The sequence below is a fragment of the Kluyvera ascorbata ATCC 33433 genome (assembly GCF_000735365.1).
GTDB classification, from domain to species: domain Bacteria; phylum Pseudomonadota; class Gammaproteobacteria; order Enterobacterales; family Enterobacteriaceae; genus Kluyvera; species Kluyvera ascorbata.
The window spans coordinates 1-16,869 of record NZ_JMPL01000049.1; the positions used below are offsets into that span (position 1 = coordinate 1).

Genomic DNA, 16,869 nt, shown 5'->3' on the forward strand with positions numbered 1-16,869 from the left:
CCAGCCGCCGCCCACGCCGAGCAGCAGCAGTAGCCCTTTCATGACATGACGACGGGTAAGACGCGTATCGTGCAGCGCCCGGCTGGCGACATCGCCCGGAACGCTGCTAAGCTGGCTGCGCAGGTTTTCAACTTGTTGCCAGGCCCACTGATGATCTTTGTCCTCTTCATACCATTGTTGCCAGCGCGCTTCCTGCTGTGGGCTGACACGCTCGCCGCTCAATACGGCATACCAGTGTGATGCCGAGCGCAAAGCCTGACGGCGAGAATCGGTGATAGAAGCGTTCACAGGCCGTGCTCCAGACGAAACAGCAGACAATGTTCGATAGCCTTTGCCATATATTTTTTTACTGAACTGACCGAAACATCGAGCTTAAGTGCTATTTCGCTGTAGGTCAGACCATCCAGCTGCGAAAGGAGAAACGCTTCGCGTGTTTTTCCGCTCAGCCCGTCAAGCATGCTGTCGATGAGTTGCAGTGTTTCGAGCTGACTCTCACGTTCCTCGGGCGAAGGCGCGAGATTTTCCGGCATCAGCGCCAGCATCTCCAGATAGGCTTTTTCCAGCGCATTTCGACGAAACAGGTCGACCATTACCCGTTTGGCGATAGTGCACAGGAAGGAGCGCGGATCGCGGATCGTCGAGAGCGTATCGCTGCCCATTACCCGTATAAATGTGTCCTGGGCAATGTCATCGGCATCAAAGGCTGACTGGAGCTTGCGCGTCAGCCAACTTTTCAGCCAGCCGTGATGGGCGCCATAAAGCGACTCGAGCGTTAAGGAAGCAGTAGTAGTGGCGTGGTCAGGCATGCGCAGTGCATCAAAAGTTAATTATCACGCGGCTATATTAATATGAGAATAGTTCTCATTACAATTAGAAATAAAATAGTATCTGGTTGATACCAATAACGTGTTGTTTTTAATAAAAATGTTAAAGGTAGGCATTGGGTGGGAGAGGTGGCATGAAAAATACCGCTAACGCCGCAATGAATTTGTAGGTCTGATAAGCGAAGCGCCATCAGGATAGAGAGTGGAAAATAAGAACTGAGAAAATACTATGACAACACAAATCACGGTTCCGATGACAATCCGACTTCTTCTTTTCATGTCATGCTCTTTCAGGCTCACTCTGCAAATTAAGTGCTTTTATGATAAAGTGCAGCAGCTTATGAAATGATTCATTTGCTTATCCCGATGGCTGAATTTGCTCTTTTTAGGCGCGATAATGAGAAAAAAAATCATGCGAGAAAACCTGGATCGCTTTGATTTATCCATCCTCGACATGCTGCAGGTGAATAACCGCCAGTCGCACTCTGCAATCGCGGAAAAAGTCGGGCTTTCGACCCCCTCTGTACAACGCCGTATTAGTAGACTCGAAGAGAAAGGGGTTATCAGGGCAAATATTGCGCTCATAGAACCGGCGTACGTTGGTAATCCGATTACAGCCGTGATTGAGTCACGGCTGACTGAGGATCGGAGTATGGTCATGGACAGAGCCAAGCGTTATTTTCACAACGTGGATGAAATTCAGCAGTGCTATTTCGTTAATGGAGGCGTCTCATTCATCATCATTATGATCGCCCGCGACCTACAGCACTTTGAACGTCTCGTCAGACAGCACTTTGCGGATAATCAGGACATTCTGACCTACAGAACGCTCATTGTTTTGGACCCGGTTAAAACAGGAATGAAGATTCCTCTGTTTGATTTGAATGAGTAAATGCCTGTGTCAGGAGAGTGTACGTGGGCGAGCGAACAGCGCACAGCCTGCGCAGGCTGCCATGACAGACAGAATGCCACCGCATTGCGTCAGGCTAAGCTCCTCATGAAGGATAATCCATCCAGCAAGCGCGCTTACCGCCGGGGAACCGCTTAGCAGAACGCCAAATACGCGTGAAGGTAGCCAGCGCATAGCGTACACATCCAGCAGGAAAGGCAACATACTTGACAGCAGCGCCACGCAGAGCCCTGTAAGAAGCACCTCTGGCGCGAGCAGCGCAACGCCAGCCTGAGCGATTCCGAGCGGAACGGCTATCAGGGCCGCAATCAGCATGCCGGCCGCGACAGAGCGCCCGCCGCCTCCCGATACTTTTTTGCCTACAATGACATAGATTCCCCAGAAAAGTGCCGCCGCAACAGAATAGGCCACGCCTCTGATGTCAATGGTGTTGTTTATGTCTCCAGCTGCCAGCAGAAACATGCCAATTGCGGACAGCAGTATCCAGAGCAGATCTGTTTTCTGTCTGGACGTGAGTAGCGCTGCTGTCAGTGGACCCATAACCTCGATTGATATAGCAATACTGACGGGAATATAAGCAAAAGCCCGGTAAATCAGCAGATTCATCAGAGCAAGGACAACTCCATACAGAGTAATAGCTCCGTATGAGATACCGCTTTGACGTAATGTCCATGGACGGAAAATCAGAAATAAAATGACAGCAGATATTCCAAGCCGCAACGCGGCCACACCTTCACTGCCGACAACCGGGAACAATGTTTTAGCGAAGGCTGCGCCAGTTTGTACTGAAACCATTCCGGAAAAGGCAGCCAGAAAAGGAATATTTTGATTTGTTCTCATGAGTCAACCATTCTAAAGATCGAGCTCACAATGTTATCTCTTCCCGATTATTTATTTTTCTCATAAATTTCATAAAAATAAGCTTTATTCTCAGAACGCTGGCGTGTTTTGAACAAAAAACTCTTGATGATTTCAGTGAGCTTTTGGCATTAAACGGACCAACCCGTTGGCTAGTTCGGGAGTTATGCGTGCAGAAGGCCAGTCAGCATCGGCGAATATGCCCAAAATCCTGCCCGCTGATTTTGGGCTTTAGCTACTTTTCAAATCACTATAACTCGCATCCAGGCAGCAGATAAAACGGCCTCAGAAGCCTAATTTATCCAGCTTTTTCGCCTGCAACTCTCTAACAATACCGGCCAAGGCAAGAGCGATGGGAACAAGGGATCCACACAGGACGGCGTTCCAGCCGTAGAGGCTGAGCAGGGCACCTGAAGAGAAAGAGCCGACGATCATCACTCCAAACACCACAAAATCGTTCAGAGACTGGACCTGAGTTTTCTCTTCGGGACGGTGATATTCAATGATCTTCGCCGATGCGCCGGTAAAACCAAAATTCCAGCCGAGACCCAGTAAAATCAGCGACAGCCAGTAGTGGAAAATATCGGTTCCACCGAGCCCGGCCAGAACAGAACTTGCGGTGATAAGCAGACCGGCAGCGGCGATACGCATGGCTCCGAAGCGGTTGATTAATTTGCCGGTGAAAAAACCTGGGCCATACATGGCAATAACATGCCACTGGATACCGAGATTCGACGCCTGCTGAGAAATGCCGTGCATGTGCATGGAGAGTGGTGCTGCCGTCATTAGGAAGTTCATCACCATATAGGTTACCGCACCGCTGAATACGGTTCGGGCAAACCCTGGCTGACGGACAATGTCGCGCAAAGGTCGCCCACCCATTTTTACCGTGCTGGCAGGTTCTGTTGTTTTCACGCCTTTGAGGATGAATGCCGAAATGACGGCCACCAGCGCCTGGGCGATGAACGTGACGGCAAAGGTATGAGGCGGCCAGAGGTGCATAGTACCTGAAACCAGCATGGGGCCAATCACGCCGGCAATCACTCCGCCTCCCATCACCAGCGATAGGGCCCGGGCGCGACGTTCTGGCGTGACGCCGTCGGTTGCGGCAAAACGAAAGCTGAGCGCAACGGCGGCATATGCGCCACCTAAAAATGCGGCAATGCAGAACAATAAAAACGAGCCGATGACCACGGCCAGCGCAGCCGTCAGGCCAGTAATGGCGCCCGCCCCGGTGCCGGCCATAAAGGCGGCTTTACGGCCTTCTTTTCGCGCTAATGTGCCTAACGGCAGGATACAGGCTGCCATCCCCAGAACAAACATGGTGATGGGAAGTGTCGCCAGCGAGCCGCTGGGCGCGAGGGCGTTACCCACAATTGCGCCGGTGGCATAAAAGACGACGGAGTTGGCGCCGGCGAGGGCCTGGGCGGCCGACAGCCGGATAATATTATTGTTTTGGTCTGCAACGGGCAGGAAATGTTCTGCGGACATGTGATTAATTATCCTGGTTCATGGTGAGGACTATCCGGTATCGCGCCATACCTTGCTTAAGTCTGTTGAGCGCCTCATTTGCCCGTTCAAAGGGCAATAGTTCTGTGATGGGCAACGTCTGAAAGAGCTGGCTGAACCGCAGCGCGCGCTCGGTTTGCGCAGGTGTGCTGACGAAGGAGCCAGTCAGTGTGCGTTCAGCGCCGATCATCATACCCGGCGAGACCTGCAACGGCGTTTGTCCTGTACCAAGCAGGATCGTCTTTCCCCGAGGAGAGAGGGCGGACAAGAGGGCTGCAACCGTTTTTGAATCCGCTGCCGTAGCCACAATATAATCCACACCGCCGTCGTTTTTCAGCCGTTGTGATGCATTTTCCTTCAGCGTATCGATGTAGTGGTGTGCACCCAGCTGAAAGGCCGCACGTTCTTTTTCATTACCCCGCGCAACCACCGTCACGTCAAACCCCATTTTGCGGGCGTACTGAACCGCCATATGGCCAAGGCCACCCATCCCGATAACCGCCACTCTGTCGCCCGCTCTGGCACCAGAATTACGCAGCGCGTTGAAGGTTGCGGTACCGGCGCAAAGGATTGGGGCGGCATGCACGGAAGCGAGCGCGGTGGGGATCGCTATCAGCGCGGTATGCCGCATGACAACGTACTCTGCGTAGCCGCCATCGCAGCTAAGTCCTGGTGTAAGCTGATTTTCACAGAGATGAAAAAGCCCGCTGCGACAGGGTTTGCAGCACTGACAGTACCCACCCAGCCGCCCGACGCCTACCCGCTGCTCGGTTTGCCAGATATCGGGTACCTTTTCTCCCTTGCGGGCAATAAACCCGACGATCTCATGTCCCGGTATACGACCAGGCTGGCCCTCTTGCGGCGCGCTTTCCGCGTCCCGGAGATCGGCACCGCATACTCCGCATGCTTCAATTTTGATAAGCACCTCATCCGGGCCGGGAGCGGGGATCGGCCGCTCTGTCATTTCCAGCACGCCGGGGGCAACGATCTGCATCGCGCGGTATTTTTTATTCATAAATGGCACCGGTAAAAATAGGGATTATCAGATGGCAAGGGCGACGAGAAAACGAGACACCATGTTTTATGCGGCGACGGTCCACGGTCTCTTTCTCCTCTGGCTTTCATTGACGAAAAGCCGTGATCCTCATTGTGCAATACCAGAATGCCATCGGAGCCTCTGATTGACGACTGAGAAGAAATTGCGATACAGGAAAGAAAATCTATCTTGCGTGCGTATACTGGGTAAACATGAATCAGAATGATCAAACGCGTGACCTTTCAGTAAAAGAATGAAGCGTTATCTTCAGTCATCTAATAACTGCAAAAGTCACTGTTCATCTGCACTCGCACATCAACCAAATAGGGCAGAACGCAATGGCGACATGCTTAAAATAAGGTTTTGTCGACGGTTAACCCAAAGATGTGTCCTGATGTTCAGTGATTGAATGGCGGAGATAGCGGGTCGGTGTTGTGCCCGTATATTGACGAAAGAAAACAATGAAGGCGCTGTCACTGACAAAATCAAGCTGTTGCGCCACCTGACTTAGCGACCAGCCGTCACACAGCATTTCCATCGCTTTCAGCAGCCGCCACTGCTGCCTCCAGCTCTGATAACTCATTCCCGTATCCCGGATAAATATACGGCTTATTGTGCGTTCACATGCGCCGACTTTTTGGGCTAACTGCCCCAGACGTGGGGGTAATTCGCCTCCGCGCACGCTGTCCAGCCAGACACTCAGGCGAATATCTAACGGAAACCGCAACGTCCAGTTTTCGCTTTGGGCGTTTTTAATTTCTTCACAAAACACGGTAATGAGACTGCTTTGTTGTTCTTCAGGCATTCCCCATTGCCAGAATGCCATCCTTTCGATCACTTCAAAGAACAGGGGATTAACCTCAACGATCTGTAGGGGCAACGCCGATAACGGTAAAACATTTGAAAAGTAAAGAGAACGATAGGCCATTGCGCCATTCATAATGGCGCGATGAACCGTGCCGGCAGGTATCCAGGCAGCGCGCCGGGGCGGAAGTAGGCAAAGGGTATTATCCAGCTCAATCGTGATGCTTCCCGCTGCCGAAAAAAGCAACTGATGACGAAGGTGGCTGTGCATCCCTGAATCATGTATTCCCATATCGGATGCAATTCCAACAACCCTTTCATCGAACGTATCCGGGTCAAAAGAATCGTCTGGATTGATCTTCATCTTGTGTCCTATTTTAAATATAAATAGTCCTTATCATGGTAATACGACATAACCACTTCCGCAATAATAGCCGCATATTCTGATTATCTAAGGATTGTTGCTATGAAAACCAATAAAAAACCACCGTTGTGGTTACTTACATTACTGATTATGTTTCCCCAGTTGGTGGAAACCATATACAGCCCAGCGTTGCCCGACATTGCTCGTGCTTTTCAGGTGGGCAGTGAACGTGCCGCACAGACGCTTTCAGTCTATTTTGTCGCGTTTGCCGTCGGCGTGGCGCTCTGGGGATGGTTAAGCGATCGCGTTGGTCGGCGCCCCGCGATGATGGCCGGGCTTCTGTGCTACGGGGCCGGTTCAGCACTCGCTCTTGTGGCTACCGACTTTAGCATATTGCTCCTGGCTCGCATGGTCGCAGCCATAGGTGCCGCTGCTGGCTCAGTTGTCGTTCAAACCATGCTGCGAGATAGCTATGAATCGACGGCGTTAGCCCGTGTCTTTTCCGTGATGGGAGCGGCGCTGGCAATCAGTCCCGTTTTCGGTCTGGTCAGTGGCGGCTGGCTGGTTAGCCTGTACGGACATACCGGCGTGTTTGTTGCGCTGGTCACGTTGGCGCTGATACTGCTGATGCTGACAGCATTCTTGCTGCCTGAAACGCGGTCGGAAAATACTTCCGGCTCGCGATTTGGCGGACTGGTCTGCCGGATGGCGGGGGATGGAAGGCTGTGGAAAAATGCAATGCTCGTTGCACTGCTTAATACCATGCTTTTCAGTTACTACAGCCTTGCACCGTTTCTTTTCGGCCAATTGGGTTGGAGTGCCAGGGCTTTCGGATGGACAGGGATTTTACTGGCCTTTGCTTCTCTATCGGGCAGCTTATGGAACCGGAAACTGTTGTCTATCGGTTTGTCGCCAGAACAACTGGTGAAAAATGCTTGCCTGCTGGCTCTATTGTCGGGTGTTGCAGCATGGATCTTACAGCAATCTGTATGGATCCTTGTGCCGGTAGTTGGGGTTGTGATTGCCTATGGTATTGCGATTCCAAACGTGCTGAGTCAGGCTCTAAGCCAGTATCGTGAACAGGCAGGCGCAGCCGGAGCGCTGTTTGGATTGGTCTACTATTTATTGCTGGGAATGATGCTGGGACTTGCTGGTATCGTGCAGCAGCTTGGACTCGTTCTGACCGCGTGTGCAGTAATAGCCTGCCTTTGCAGCCTGTCACGGCGCTAAGCCTGTTGGTTTTACTATTTACCCGGGAACCTATTGTCGTATGGGTTCCCGGTATAATATTAAATGGTTTACGACTGCCAGGGCAGATTAGCTGGGAGCGGGAACTGCTTTAGAGATTAATGGGCTTGGTAATAGGACATATCTCCAGCTTTAATCAGTCTAAATGTGCCGTCTCCCTGGTAAGATAAGGTGGTAACACTCATATTATCAATTAACGGCACAGCCTCTATACCTGGTGTGAGTGTATCGATAATAGTGCCAATGGCCCCGCCATGGCTAACTACCAGTACATTTTTATAACCGTTTTTTTCGGCATTTTTTGCTATATCTTCTAGAGAATCATGTAAGCGTGTTTCAATCTGTTGGTAGTTTTCGGCCCAATGCATGGGATCGTTTTGACTGATTTCATTTGCAATATCCCTATCAGTCGCCTTACTCATCAACTGATCCCACTGAGTGAAGTTTTTGTCATAGCTCAGATTCCACTTTTTGAAAATCGGCGTCCACAGCTCACCATCTAAGCCGCCTTCGTATCCTCCGTAGTTCCACTCTCTGAGTCTGTTATCTTCAATAACAGCTAATTTACTATGTTGCTTACTTTTAATTATACTAGCGGTTTCCCTGGCCCTACCAAGATCGCTGGTGTATAGGATATCAAATTTGATTGTTGAAAGACCATTAGCCACCATATAGGCGTCTTTCTTGCCCTTTTCTGTTAGTGGTGAATCTGACCAACCTTGCACCCGGTGGAGCGTATTGAACATCGTTTTACCGTGTCTGACGATATAGATTTTTATTTCTTTATTTTCTATATTTGATTTTTCTACTGGTTCAGCTAGAGCAGTTGAAAAGAACATTGCCGAAACAATACCAATAACAATCTTATTCATAATAGTCATACAGAGGCCTTTGAGTGTAAGTGTATATATAACGCCCAGGAAGTAATCGATAATAAATATTAAAGCGCTTGATATGATGCAGTATTACTATCCATCACTAAGCTCATATACTCACATTTTGTTTAACGGCGTCTTCCTTTTTTTTGTTTTAAAAGTTCCTGTTTTTTTGCGTTACTGTCAAAAAATAGTGAACTTGTGAATTAAATCACTTTTGACAACCCCACCTGGCCCCGAATATTTTGCATGGCAAAGAACTCTGATAGCACGTTGAACTTCAGCGAGCAGCGTCGCGGTAGGGGGAATCAACACAACTGTAGTTGATAGCGAAACTGATGATAATGGGTGAAGGCGTATTGAAGAAAAAGGCATCACAATACTAAAAGCGTGATGCCAGGTCTTTATTTATATAAAACCCTTAGGGTAATTAGCTTGGTTTTATCGTTGATCTTCTTCAGTGACGATGAGAAATAAAATCGATCATTGAGGTTGCCGGATGCTTTTCTGGAGCTTAACACGTACGTGTTGGATTCTTGGGTACGTCCACATGACAACCTGACCTGGTTGTTATTTGTGCTAACAAAGCACGACGGTTCTACTATTTTTCCTAGAAAATGAACATCACTGCCTGACGAGTAAGAGCTGGCAAAAGCCAGGCTTGAAGAACAAAGTAAGGAAAAAACTGGCGCTATCATTGATAATTTTTTAATCATACAGTATCTCGTCAAATAACGTAACGCGAGTAAAATTAGTATCGCTTTCTGGAGAATAAGAACCTGAAGGATGACCGGGTTTTCACAGAATATATGATGAGAAGAAAGGGGAGGAATTGATCTTGATTATGTTTTATGGGTGAGATTAACAGCAAACAACTATTCATTGAGATCTATCAATAGATTTTGTCTGTCTAATGAAAAGGTTATCGCTTAACAGATTGTTAATGACAATCTATGATAGGAATATCTATTTTAAACTTATACAATCAATGGCTACGAAAGAGTAGCAAAGGACAACCCTAAAGGGGTATGTCCTTATAAGTGGAGAGGGGGCAAGTAAATACGGCGATTTCCAACGTTGCAAAACACAAGTTTGCAAGGTTAAAAGTTTCAGATTATCTCACTCCCGTTGAGACTCCGTGCTATATGTGCGGGAAAACTGATGGCCTTCATCATCGATAATAGAAGTTTCGACGGTAGCATTCTCATTAAAGGATTCAACGGCACCTTCAACCTCAAACGTTTTTTGGCTCAGTGGTGCAATCATCATGTTGCTTTCTTGTTTGATCTCATATTTTTTGCCGTTAACTAAGAGTGAGATTTTGGCAAATGAAATATGAAATAATGAATCATTTTTACCGGTAAGCGATACGGTGCTGCCATTTTTTCTGACGGTAAAACTAAGCTGGTTGACAGCAAGGCCTGCTTTTTTAGCGATGCTACGTGGCCGATAAAAAATCTTCATTTGCGTATTCATGGCAAGAGTCACCTGTGTCTGGTAGGGCGGTATCGTTGGTTTGCCAGGTGGTATTTCATAAAGATTAAGCCAGACAACGGATTCTCTATCATCAGGTAGACTTAAGTTATTCCTTACGATACGCAAACCTTTCATGGCTCCTGAATGCATTTTGAATACACCAGGCAACGATACGAATGGTGCAACAGTAGAATCTGGCGTGCTTTTAATGTCGCCATCATCAACCCAGGTCTGAACAATGACGGGGTAGGCATTCGTATTGACAAGCATCAGGCTTTTTTCATTGTCACCCTCAACAAAAATAACCCGGGTGGCTGATGCAATAATTCCAGCATTTGCATATTGACCCGACGAGGCAATGAAAACCGCACTGAGGAGCAGTAGTAATGATATTTTAATCGGATTCATTGGACCTTTACCCAGATATATGCTTTGGCATCAACCTTACCCGCTGTTACGGTTTCCCCTGGAATTCGGGTAAGCGTTGCGGTTAATTGCGTGGTGTAGTGGGTGTAGCCATCAGTTGTGCTACCGTTGCTGGTTGAACCATCCAGCACCGGGTACCATCCGCCGGCATTGCCGGTTAAGCTGGAAGGATTAGAAGCTGCCCAACCTAAAAAATTCATGGCGGTTCCAGTTTCGGTGTTTGAAAGTTCAATTCCAACACCGGTCGCTACGCTGCTATCAGTACCGTAACCATCGGAAAGAAGGTAGCTCACACCGCCGCTTGAATTAACGAGGCCGAGCTCCTGAGCTATGGTGTAAGCTTCATAGGGAACCTGTAAACCCAACGCTGTTCCGTCGCTACTGATTCCTGATACCGCTGAGTTATCACACTCAATGTTAATGACGAATTGTGCCTGAGAAGATGAACCATTATTTAATGCGGAAACAGAAATCGTCGGTAATAAAACCAGCGGGGTCACATTACGAGCAACACATGTCGCGGTATGCGTAAGCGTTGAAACTGGTGACGTGCCCATGCCAAATGCATTCCAGCGACCGGTTCCCCAGACACTATAGTTCGTTGCGGAATCACTACCTACAGTGTCAGATTCAATGCCTGGGCCTGCAAAAGTGACATAACCGTTGGGTTGGGCGCAGCTGTAAGTAGACGTTCCGGTTGTTGACGCCATACCGTATGTTAAGTCCGATGCGCTATAGCCACAGTACTGATTTGCCCCCTGGCCGGGCAGTGAACTGATTTTAATCAGATCGGCGCGAACTGAACTAAAATCCTTAACCCTTATCTGAATATATCCATCGGATGTAGTGGCATAACTTTTAATTGGATATTGCTGCCAATAGCGCGTGAACTCAAGCCCCGAATTCAGATGCGTGAGCTTAATTCCGACATAAGGAAAATAGGTGGCAAAATAGTTAGGATAACCGTCAGTAGCCCCCAGGTCATAATATCCACCGACACGGTCATCGCCGTTCGTGGCGAATACTTCATAAATACTTCCAGCATCACTGGCTGCACATTGATAAAGCACCTGGTCGGGATCCGAATAACGAACACCTGAAGTAAGGTTAAAAGTGCTACTACCTAAAGGGGTGCCCACCGGTTGAAGATATGCACTTGTAAGGTTAACTCTCCCAAGGCCAATACCGACACCACAGGTATCGCACCCGGCATCCACAGTGGGCGAAACGCGCGTACAGGTGGCGTAAGAGGGTAATGTATAACACAGTGATAGAAATACGATGGAGAAAAATAAATTATACATAATGGTTCCTCGGTAAACTAACGACATTGAGCATCAAGTAACGCAACCGGCGCATCAAGGTTAGTGGGTAAATCATATTCTAAATTGCATTTTTGATTATCTTGATTGCCCCACTTCAAGGTGATTTTGGCATGCTGTTTTACGCTACGCAGATATACCTGGTTAGCTTGCCCGACCATACCTATTTCTTTCCCGTCTGAATCGAGAACAGAAGTCCCCATGGGGATAATTTGATTATTTAGCGTTTTAGCTGTAATCAAAATAGCTTGCCCATTAATAGTATTGAATTTCACTCTAACGGTGGCGCCGGCATAAGGCGCAATACGTTTGTGACCATCTTCAAGTTCGACTTTATTATTCATACCCTGTGGATCTAAGGCTACCGTATTATAATGATATGGCGTCAATGATGGCGCTAAAGCATAACCAAAGTAATCAATTTTTGAGCCCTGTCCGCCCACAATTTTGGCTCCCCTGGCTCCGGGCGCATCAATAAGTGCAAAGCTGTCACCCACATATGGGCCAAGGGTAATCCCTCCACGGTGCACTACAGCAGCCCCCTGTAAGGACATTGAACCTTGCCAGTATTGTTGCGATGTCGATGCTGAGCCGGTGACATTAGCGTAAGGCAATCGGGTTTGAAGATTACCTCCCCAGATATTTTGGTGACTGGTGTTATCTGTGGAGAAATTAACGCCGTAGCTCACAGGATTATCGTCGCCCACGTTACCAGATAATGCCGTCTGGTAACTGCTTCCTTGACCTCTGGTGTTGTTTGCCACTACTGACACACTGGGTGAATTCATTTTCCGACCAAGTGGGAAAGTTAATGATAATGCTGTAGTCGTCTGGGATTTATATGCATTACTATAACTGGCTCTAGAACCATAATCGTATTGGTCGTTATAGTTATAAGCATAACTTAATGTTCTTGACTTCGTTACTGACAGATTTAATGCCACTCCATTATGGAATATTTTTCCCCAGCCAAATTGCAGTTGCTTATCACGATTACGGCTATCGCGATAATCCTGTATCGAACCTGACATTGTCAGGTTGCCCAAATCGCCTATATTTTGATTAAGCGATAACTCAAAGCGCGAACGTTGACGATAAGTCGTTGATGACCACGTATCGCCGTTTTTAGCCGCTTTACGCAGACCAAGTACATCGCCCATTTCCCGGTAACCGTCGGTTGAATAGCGATATCCTGCAATAGACAATGTCGTATTAAAGGGTTGAAACGTTTTACTATATGACAGATGCATAAGCCATCCTGCGGCATCATCATCAGGGAGACTCGCATGGGAGTAGGTCGTGTCCATCCCAAAGGCCCCAAATGAATTGGTGTATACACCGCCAAGCATTAGTGACTGATAGCCATCAGCAAATTGGTTACCAAGGTTAAGCGTTAGCTCATTTGTTAACCCGCGCTGCCATGTTAATTCGCTGAAAAGATCGTCATCACCAACGTACCGCGTTTTGCCTAACGTAAAGCTGTATCTTGATAATCCTGGGCGCATAGATTCAGGAACCGCAGCAAAAGGAACGGAAAATGAATGCGTCGAGCCATCCGCCTCGGTCACGATAACGGTTAGATCACCTGCATAGTTGGTTGCGTAAAGATCTTCTATTGAAAAGGGGCCGGGAGCCACCGTAGTTTCATATAGTACATTCTTACCTTGAATAACCCTTACGCGAGCATTTGAATTAGCTACGCCACGAACGGTTGGTGCGTATCCGCGCAATGAATCAGGAAGCATACGTTCATCCGAGCTTAATTTTATGCCTCGAAACCCCAAACCGCTAAAGAAATGACCGGTGGTAAACCCTTCCCCCAATAACACTTCACTTTTTAGCGGATAAATGGCTCGCTGAACATATCGTCGAGACGTATCAAAGTTAGTGCCACTCCCGCTTTGATAACGTAGATTTGATATCTGACGATAACGCCACAAACCCAAATTTATGCCGCCATTCATGCTTGCATAGGTAGAGTTCAGATCGCTGATATTGTTTTCTTTATAACTCACATGATATTGATTGAGGTTGTAGTTCATGAAAAACATTGACTCGCCAGATTCGAGAATGTTTTCAGTGAGATATCCACGCGGCCTACGGTTCATCATAGCCTGGGGAATGCTCAGGTCTATTCTTAACTGCGGCAGATCAATGGTGGATTTTATATCAGCACTGAGAGGATAAGTTTTAGTATTCTCCTGAGGTTTTATTTTTAATCCAATATTTTGAATCTGTTTTAGGGTAAGTTTTGGCGATGTATGACCATTTTTATCTTGCTCAATTGATATATCATCGCGGAATACAAAATCCCCGTTGACGTAGACATCAAGCAGGTATATGCCAGGCGCTATAGTCTCTTCTTGTTTGAATTTATCAAGCATTGCATTGTTAAGAGAGCTACCGCGTAACAATGAGGTATCAAATGTGAATCCGTCATCCGCACCGTGAGCAAGAAAACTAAATGGAAAAATAATAAAAGCATTCCAGATAAAGAAGTTTATTTTTTCATTGAGTAAGTTCATAGTAGCAAACCTGTTAAAAATCATAAGTCCGTTTAATTTCTACGCCGTAATCGTTGATAACTTTCAATGCCACCTGGGGTTTTTTAAATGTTCCCTGAATCGGAAAATCTTGAGAAGAAAAAGGTGCGAGCATTTTTATATTTTTAATCTTCTCTACTTTATTATTGCTAACGATCTCTGCCGAACTTATATTGGCATAAAATGGCATCGGATTTTTTATCGTCAGTGAATTACCTATCCTTGAAACCAACAAATTCTCTGCCATCTGATTAGGGTCACCACGAAGATTGGCAGGGCGATAGAACAACTTTAGGTTATTAGTCACCATTAACAGGAGTTTATTCTTGTCTTTATCCTCATCATTGACCGCGGGAACCTGGAGAAAATTAAAATAAAATACAGACTCTCTATCCTCAGGGAGCTTTTCCTTGCCTGAAAACATGATTCTAACTAACTGACTTTTTTTGGCGTCAATCCTGAAAATAGGTGGTGTAATAATGAATGGTGCAGATGCCTTATCCGGTGAGGAGTTTTTCGCTTTGCTATCAACCCATATCTGCACTAAAGAAGGCTTATTGTCCTGATTGCTAAACTGTAATGTCTTTTCTTTTGATGCCGAATTATAGATAATGCGGGTGCCGACCAATGTTACACTCGCCATTGTTTTATTGATGAAAGCGAACAGGAAAATAATGATGATATACTTATTAACATGTAACATTAATAACGGCCATTTATCTAATAGTATTAAAACCCTAAACTGCATCAATTTAGGGTTAACGCATATTTAAAAAACTATTCGTAGGTGATTGCGTACTGGGCGCTGGCAATGACGGTACCAGCGGTAACACCGGTATCCTCAGCATAGTAACGGACGATTAAATCTTGTGACGTCGAATCAGCACCGGTAGCCAGCGTCATGGCTGAGGTTGTGGCTATTGACCCTGAGGCGAAAGATAACGGCGTGGTTGCATCACTGTCGACCAACTGGATTGATACATTTGCGGCATCACCCGTATTGCCAAGGTTGCCGTTGGTCGTAATATTATTACCAGCAAATTCCGTCTTAATCGCGGTATCAGCCGTAGCAACATCGCAGCCGGTAACGTTCACGGTAAATGTTGTCTCACCTGCAGTTGCGCCAGCGGTTGCCAGAGAGCTTGTCGAAACTGTAGGCAGCAATACAACTGGATTAGCTTCATTGCCGTTGATGTTGACGGAACAGGTTTGGGTGCTGACTTCCCCTTTAAATTGCACTGTGTTGGTCGAGTCAGCATATACGCTGGATGCTGAAACTGATGCTAACGATAAGACAAGTAATTTCTTTAACATGATTTTTCCTTTATTGATTGCATAACACGTATGTTGATTTTCCATAAGTTAAAGCATCCTTTTTATTGTAATGCCCATTTTTCGTTCTATTGAGCTGCGTAAGTTATATATTCTCTTGTCAGTGGTGTATGTACGAGAAGCTATTTCCTGGACAGACATTCCTTTGATTAGATACTTAAGCACCTGAAGTTCTGTGTAGTTTATTTTTCCATAACTTCTTGTACTGATGCTTCTTCCTGATAAAAAGTATTCAAGCCTCCTCCTGAAGACAATCACACCATCGGTACTGCTAAGCACTTCTTTGATTCCTGGATTGATGCTTTGAAAATACAGAGCAAGAGCTTTTAAATATCTATCGGTAACCAGGATGACAGTTAACCCCGAACTAACCAAGCGAGCATTCCAGTCAGTATTTAAAAAGTACTTAATGTTGTAATACGAGAAATCTACAAATAAGTAGCCTTTACCAATGATTATCGCTCTTGTGGATTTGAGCATATCAAGAAGGCCATCCGTAAAAAACATATTGCTATTAGGCCATATACTTACCTGACCATTGAGACAATTAGCGGACTTCACCATTCGCTGCGGTAAGATCTCACATTTCAATGCACAACTTTGGCACAGCAGTTTGTATCCTTTGTCAAACAATGATTAAGCCTCAGTCAATTCAGGATATTAAGAATTAACATCATAATAACTGTAATTTGATTTAAGACAAATGAAATGCATTTAAATTACAAAGGATTATCTTCATATATTCTCCTATACAATCAGTTTGGTTTTTATTCATATTATGAGGTTTATTAAGACTTTTCATGTTTATACTAGGAATTTTCATTATAAATTGTCATTGTCTATAACCCTTCCTGGGGATATAGAATTATATTTTTATTCAATCCGTTTTCGTGTAAATCATTGATTTATTGAGTGATGTGAAGAACATGATGATTTTTCATTAAAAGTAATATTTGAGGCGAGTTCTTAATCTGCTGGTTGTTATTTATACAGCCATATACGGGAAGGGCGCCAATATTGATGTTGTGATGAAAAAATGTTTACAGGTGAGGCCGAAAAACGGTCAAGTTAATAGAGTCGCAGAGGATGATTGGAACAGTATTAAGTGCACGGGATAGGCTGAATTCTGGTACGCAGCATGCGAAACCCCATAAAGTACAGATACAGCTATGAAAGCATAATCCAGCTGACCGGCAACCGTTGCAAATAGCCCAGTTCGGAGGAGAGCGCGAAAAGTGACGGGACATCGACCACGGCAGCAGTGGAAGCATTAGCAAAGATAAATAGAACTATTTTTTGAATCAATCTCATTCGTTAATTGCACTTTTTAATTTGATTTTCA

At 46.2% G+C, this 16,869-nt stretch carries 15 protein-coding genes; 2 read left to right on the top strand and 13 right to left on the bottom strand.

Going from position 1 to position 16,869, the window contains the following annotated elements:
- On the bottom strand, positions 1-288 hold a 288-nt coding region (locus tag GKAS_RS12930), incomplete at its 3' end, for a DUF4880 domain-containing protein (RefSeq protein WP_035894720.1).
- A complete protein-coding gene (gene fecI, locus GKAS_RS12935; RefSeq protein WP_035894721.1) occupies positions 285-806 on the bottom strand; it encodes a ferric citrate uptake sigma factor FecI in 522 nt (173 codons plus the stop codon). The genes fecI and GKAS_RS12930, both read right to left, overlap by 4 nt.
- A gap of 415 nt (positions 807-1,221) precedes the next feature.
- Between fecI and GKAS_RS12940 the strand changes: the two genes are divergently transcribed.
- On the top strand, positions 1,222-1,716 hold the full coding sequence (locus tag GKAS_RS12940) for an Lrp/AsnC family transcriptional regulator (RefSeq protein WP_202209274.1): 495 nt from the start codon (positions 1,222-1,224) through the stop codon (positions 1,714-1,716).
- A 9-nt stretch (positions 1,717-1,725) separates the two neighbouring features.
- On the opposite strand, the gene GKAS_RS12945 is transcribed toward GKAS_RS12940, so the two are convergent.
- The 4 genes from GKAS_RS12945 to GKAS_RS12960 all read right to left on the bottom strand — a co-directional run bounded on the left by GKAS_RS12945 (position 1,726) and on the right by GKAS_RS12960 (position 6,305).
- A complete protein-coding gene (locus GKAS_RS12945; protein ID WP_035894722.1) occupies positions 1,726-2,574 on the bottom strand; it encodes an EamA family transporter in 849 nt (282 codons plus the stop codon).
- 303 nt (positions 2,575-2,877) lie between these two features.
- Entirely contained in the window at positions 2,878-4,083 is a 1,206-nt protein-coding gene (locus tag GKAS_RS12950; protein WP_035894723.1) for an MFS transporter, read from the bottom strand.
- A 4-nt stretch (positions 4,084-4,087) separates the two neighbouring features.
- Positions 4,088-5,116: a zinc-binding dehydrogenase gene (locus tag GKAS_RS12955; RefSeq protein WP_035894724.1), complete on the bottom strand. Its 1,029-nt coding sequence runs from the start codon at positions 5,114-5,116 to the stop codon at positions 4,088-4,090.
- A gap of 394 nt (positions 5,117-5,510) precedes the next feature.
- Positions 5,511-6,305, bottom strand: coding sequence for an AraC family transcriptional regulator (locus GKAS_RS12960; protein ID WP_035894726.1), 795 nt, complete (start codon positions 6,303-6,305; stop codon positions 5,511-5,513).
- Between the two features lie 102 nt (positions 6,306-6,407).
- Here GKAS_RS12960 and GKAS_RS12965 point away from each other — a divergent pair, with 102 nt between their 5' ends.
- Positions 6,408-7,535 carry a multidrug effflux MFS transporter gene (locus GKAS_RS12965; RefSeq protein WP_035894728.1) on the top strand — a complete coding sequence of 376 codons (1,128 nt, stop codon included), beginning with the start codon at positions 6,408-6,410 and terminating at the stop codon, positions 7,533-7,535.
- 116 nt (positions 7,536-7,651) lie between these two features.
- On the opposite strand, the gene GKAS_RS12970 is transcribed toward GKAS_RS12965, so the two are convergent.
- From GKAS_RS12970 to GKAS_RS13000, 7 genes are all read right to left on the bottom strand, one after another.
- The gene (locus GKAS_RS12970) at positions 7,652-8,434 is read right to left on the bottom strand and encodes a histidine phosphatase family protein (protein ID WP_051910763.1); all 783 of its coding nucleotides are present in this window, start codon (positions 8,432-8,434) and stop codon (positions 7,652-7,654) included.
- Positions 8,435-9,547: 1,113 nt separating this feature from the next.
- Positions 9,548-10,312, bottom strand: a complete 765-nt coding sequence (locus tag GKAS_RS23940; RefSeq protein WP_072011398.1) for a fimbrial biogenesis chaperone — start codon at positions 10,310-10,312, stop codon at positions 9,548-9,550.
- The gene (locus tag GKAS_RS12980; protein WP_051910765.1) at positions 10,309-11,634 is read right to left on the bottom strand and encodes a fimbrial protein; all 1,326 of its coding nucleotides are present in this window, start codon (positions 11,632-11,634) and stop codon (positions 10,309-10,311) included. Before GKAS_RS12980 ends, GKAS_RS23940 begins: the two co-directional genes overlap by 4 nt.
- A 17-nt stretch (positions 11,635-11,651) precedes the next feature.
- Positions 11,652-14,177, bottom strand: coding sequence for a fimbria/pilus outer membrane usher protein (locus tag GKAS_RS12985; protein ID WP_035894730.1), 2,526 nt, complete (start codon positions 14,175-14,177; stop codon positions 11,652-11,654).
- A gap of 13 nt (positions 14,178-14,190) precedes the next feature.
- The gene (locus GKAS_RS12990) at positions 14,191-14,898 is read right to left on the bottom strand and encodes a fimbrial biogenesis chaperone (protein WP_035894731.1); all 708 of its coding nucleotides are present in this window, start codon (positions 14,896-14,898) and stop codon (positions 14,191-14,193) included.
- Positions 14,899-14,972: 74 nt separating this feature from the next.
- A complete protein-coding gene (locus GKAS_RS12995; protein ID WP_035894733.1) occupies positions 14,973-15,509 on the bottom strand; it encodes a fimbrial protein in 537 nt (178 codons plus the stop codon).
- Between the two features lie 48 nt (positions 15,510-15,557).
- On the bottom strand, positions 15,558-16,007 hold the full coding sequence (locus GKAS_RS13000) for a helix-turn-helix domain-containing protein (RefSeq protein WP_167540416.1): 450 nt from the start codon (positions 16,005-16,007) through the stop codon (positions 15,558-15,560).
- Between the last annotated feature and the right edge of the window lie 862 nt (positions 16,008-16,869).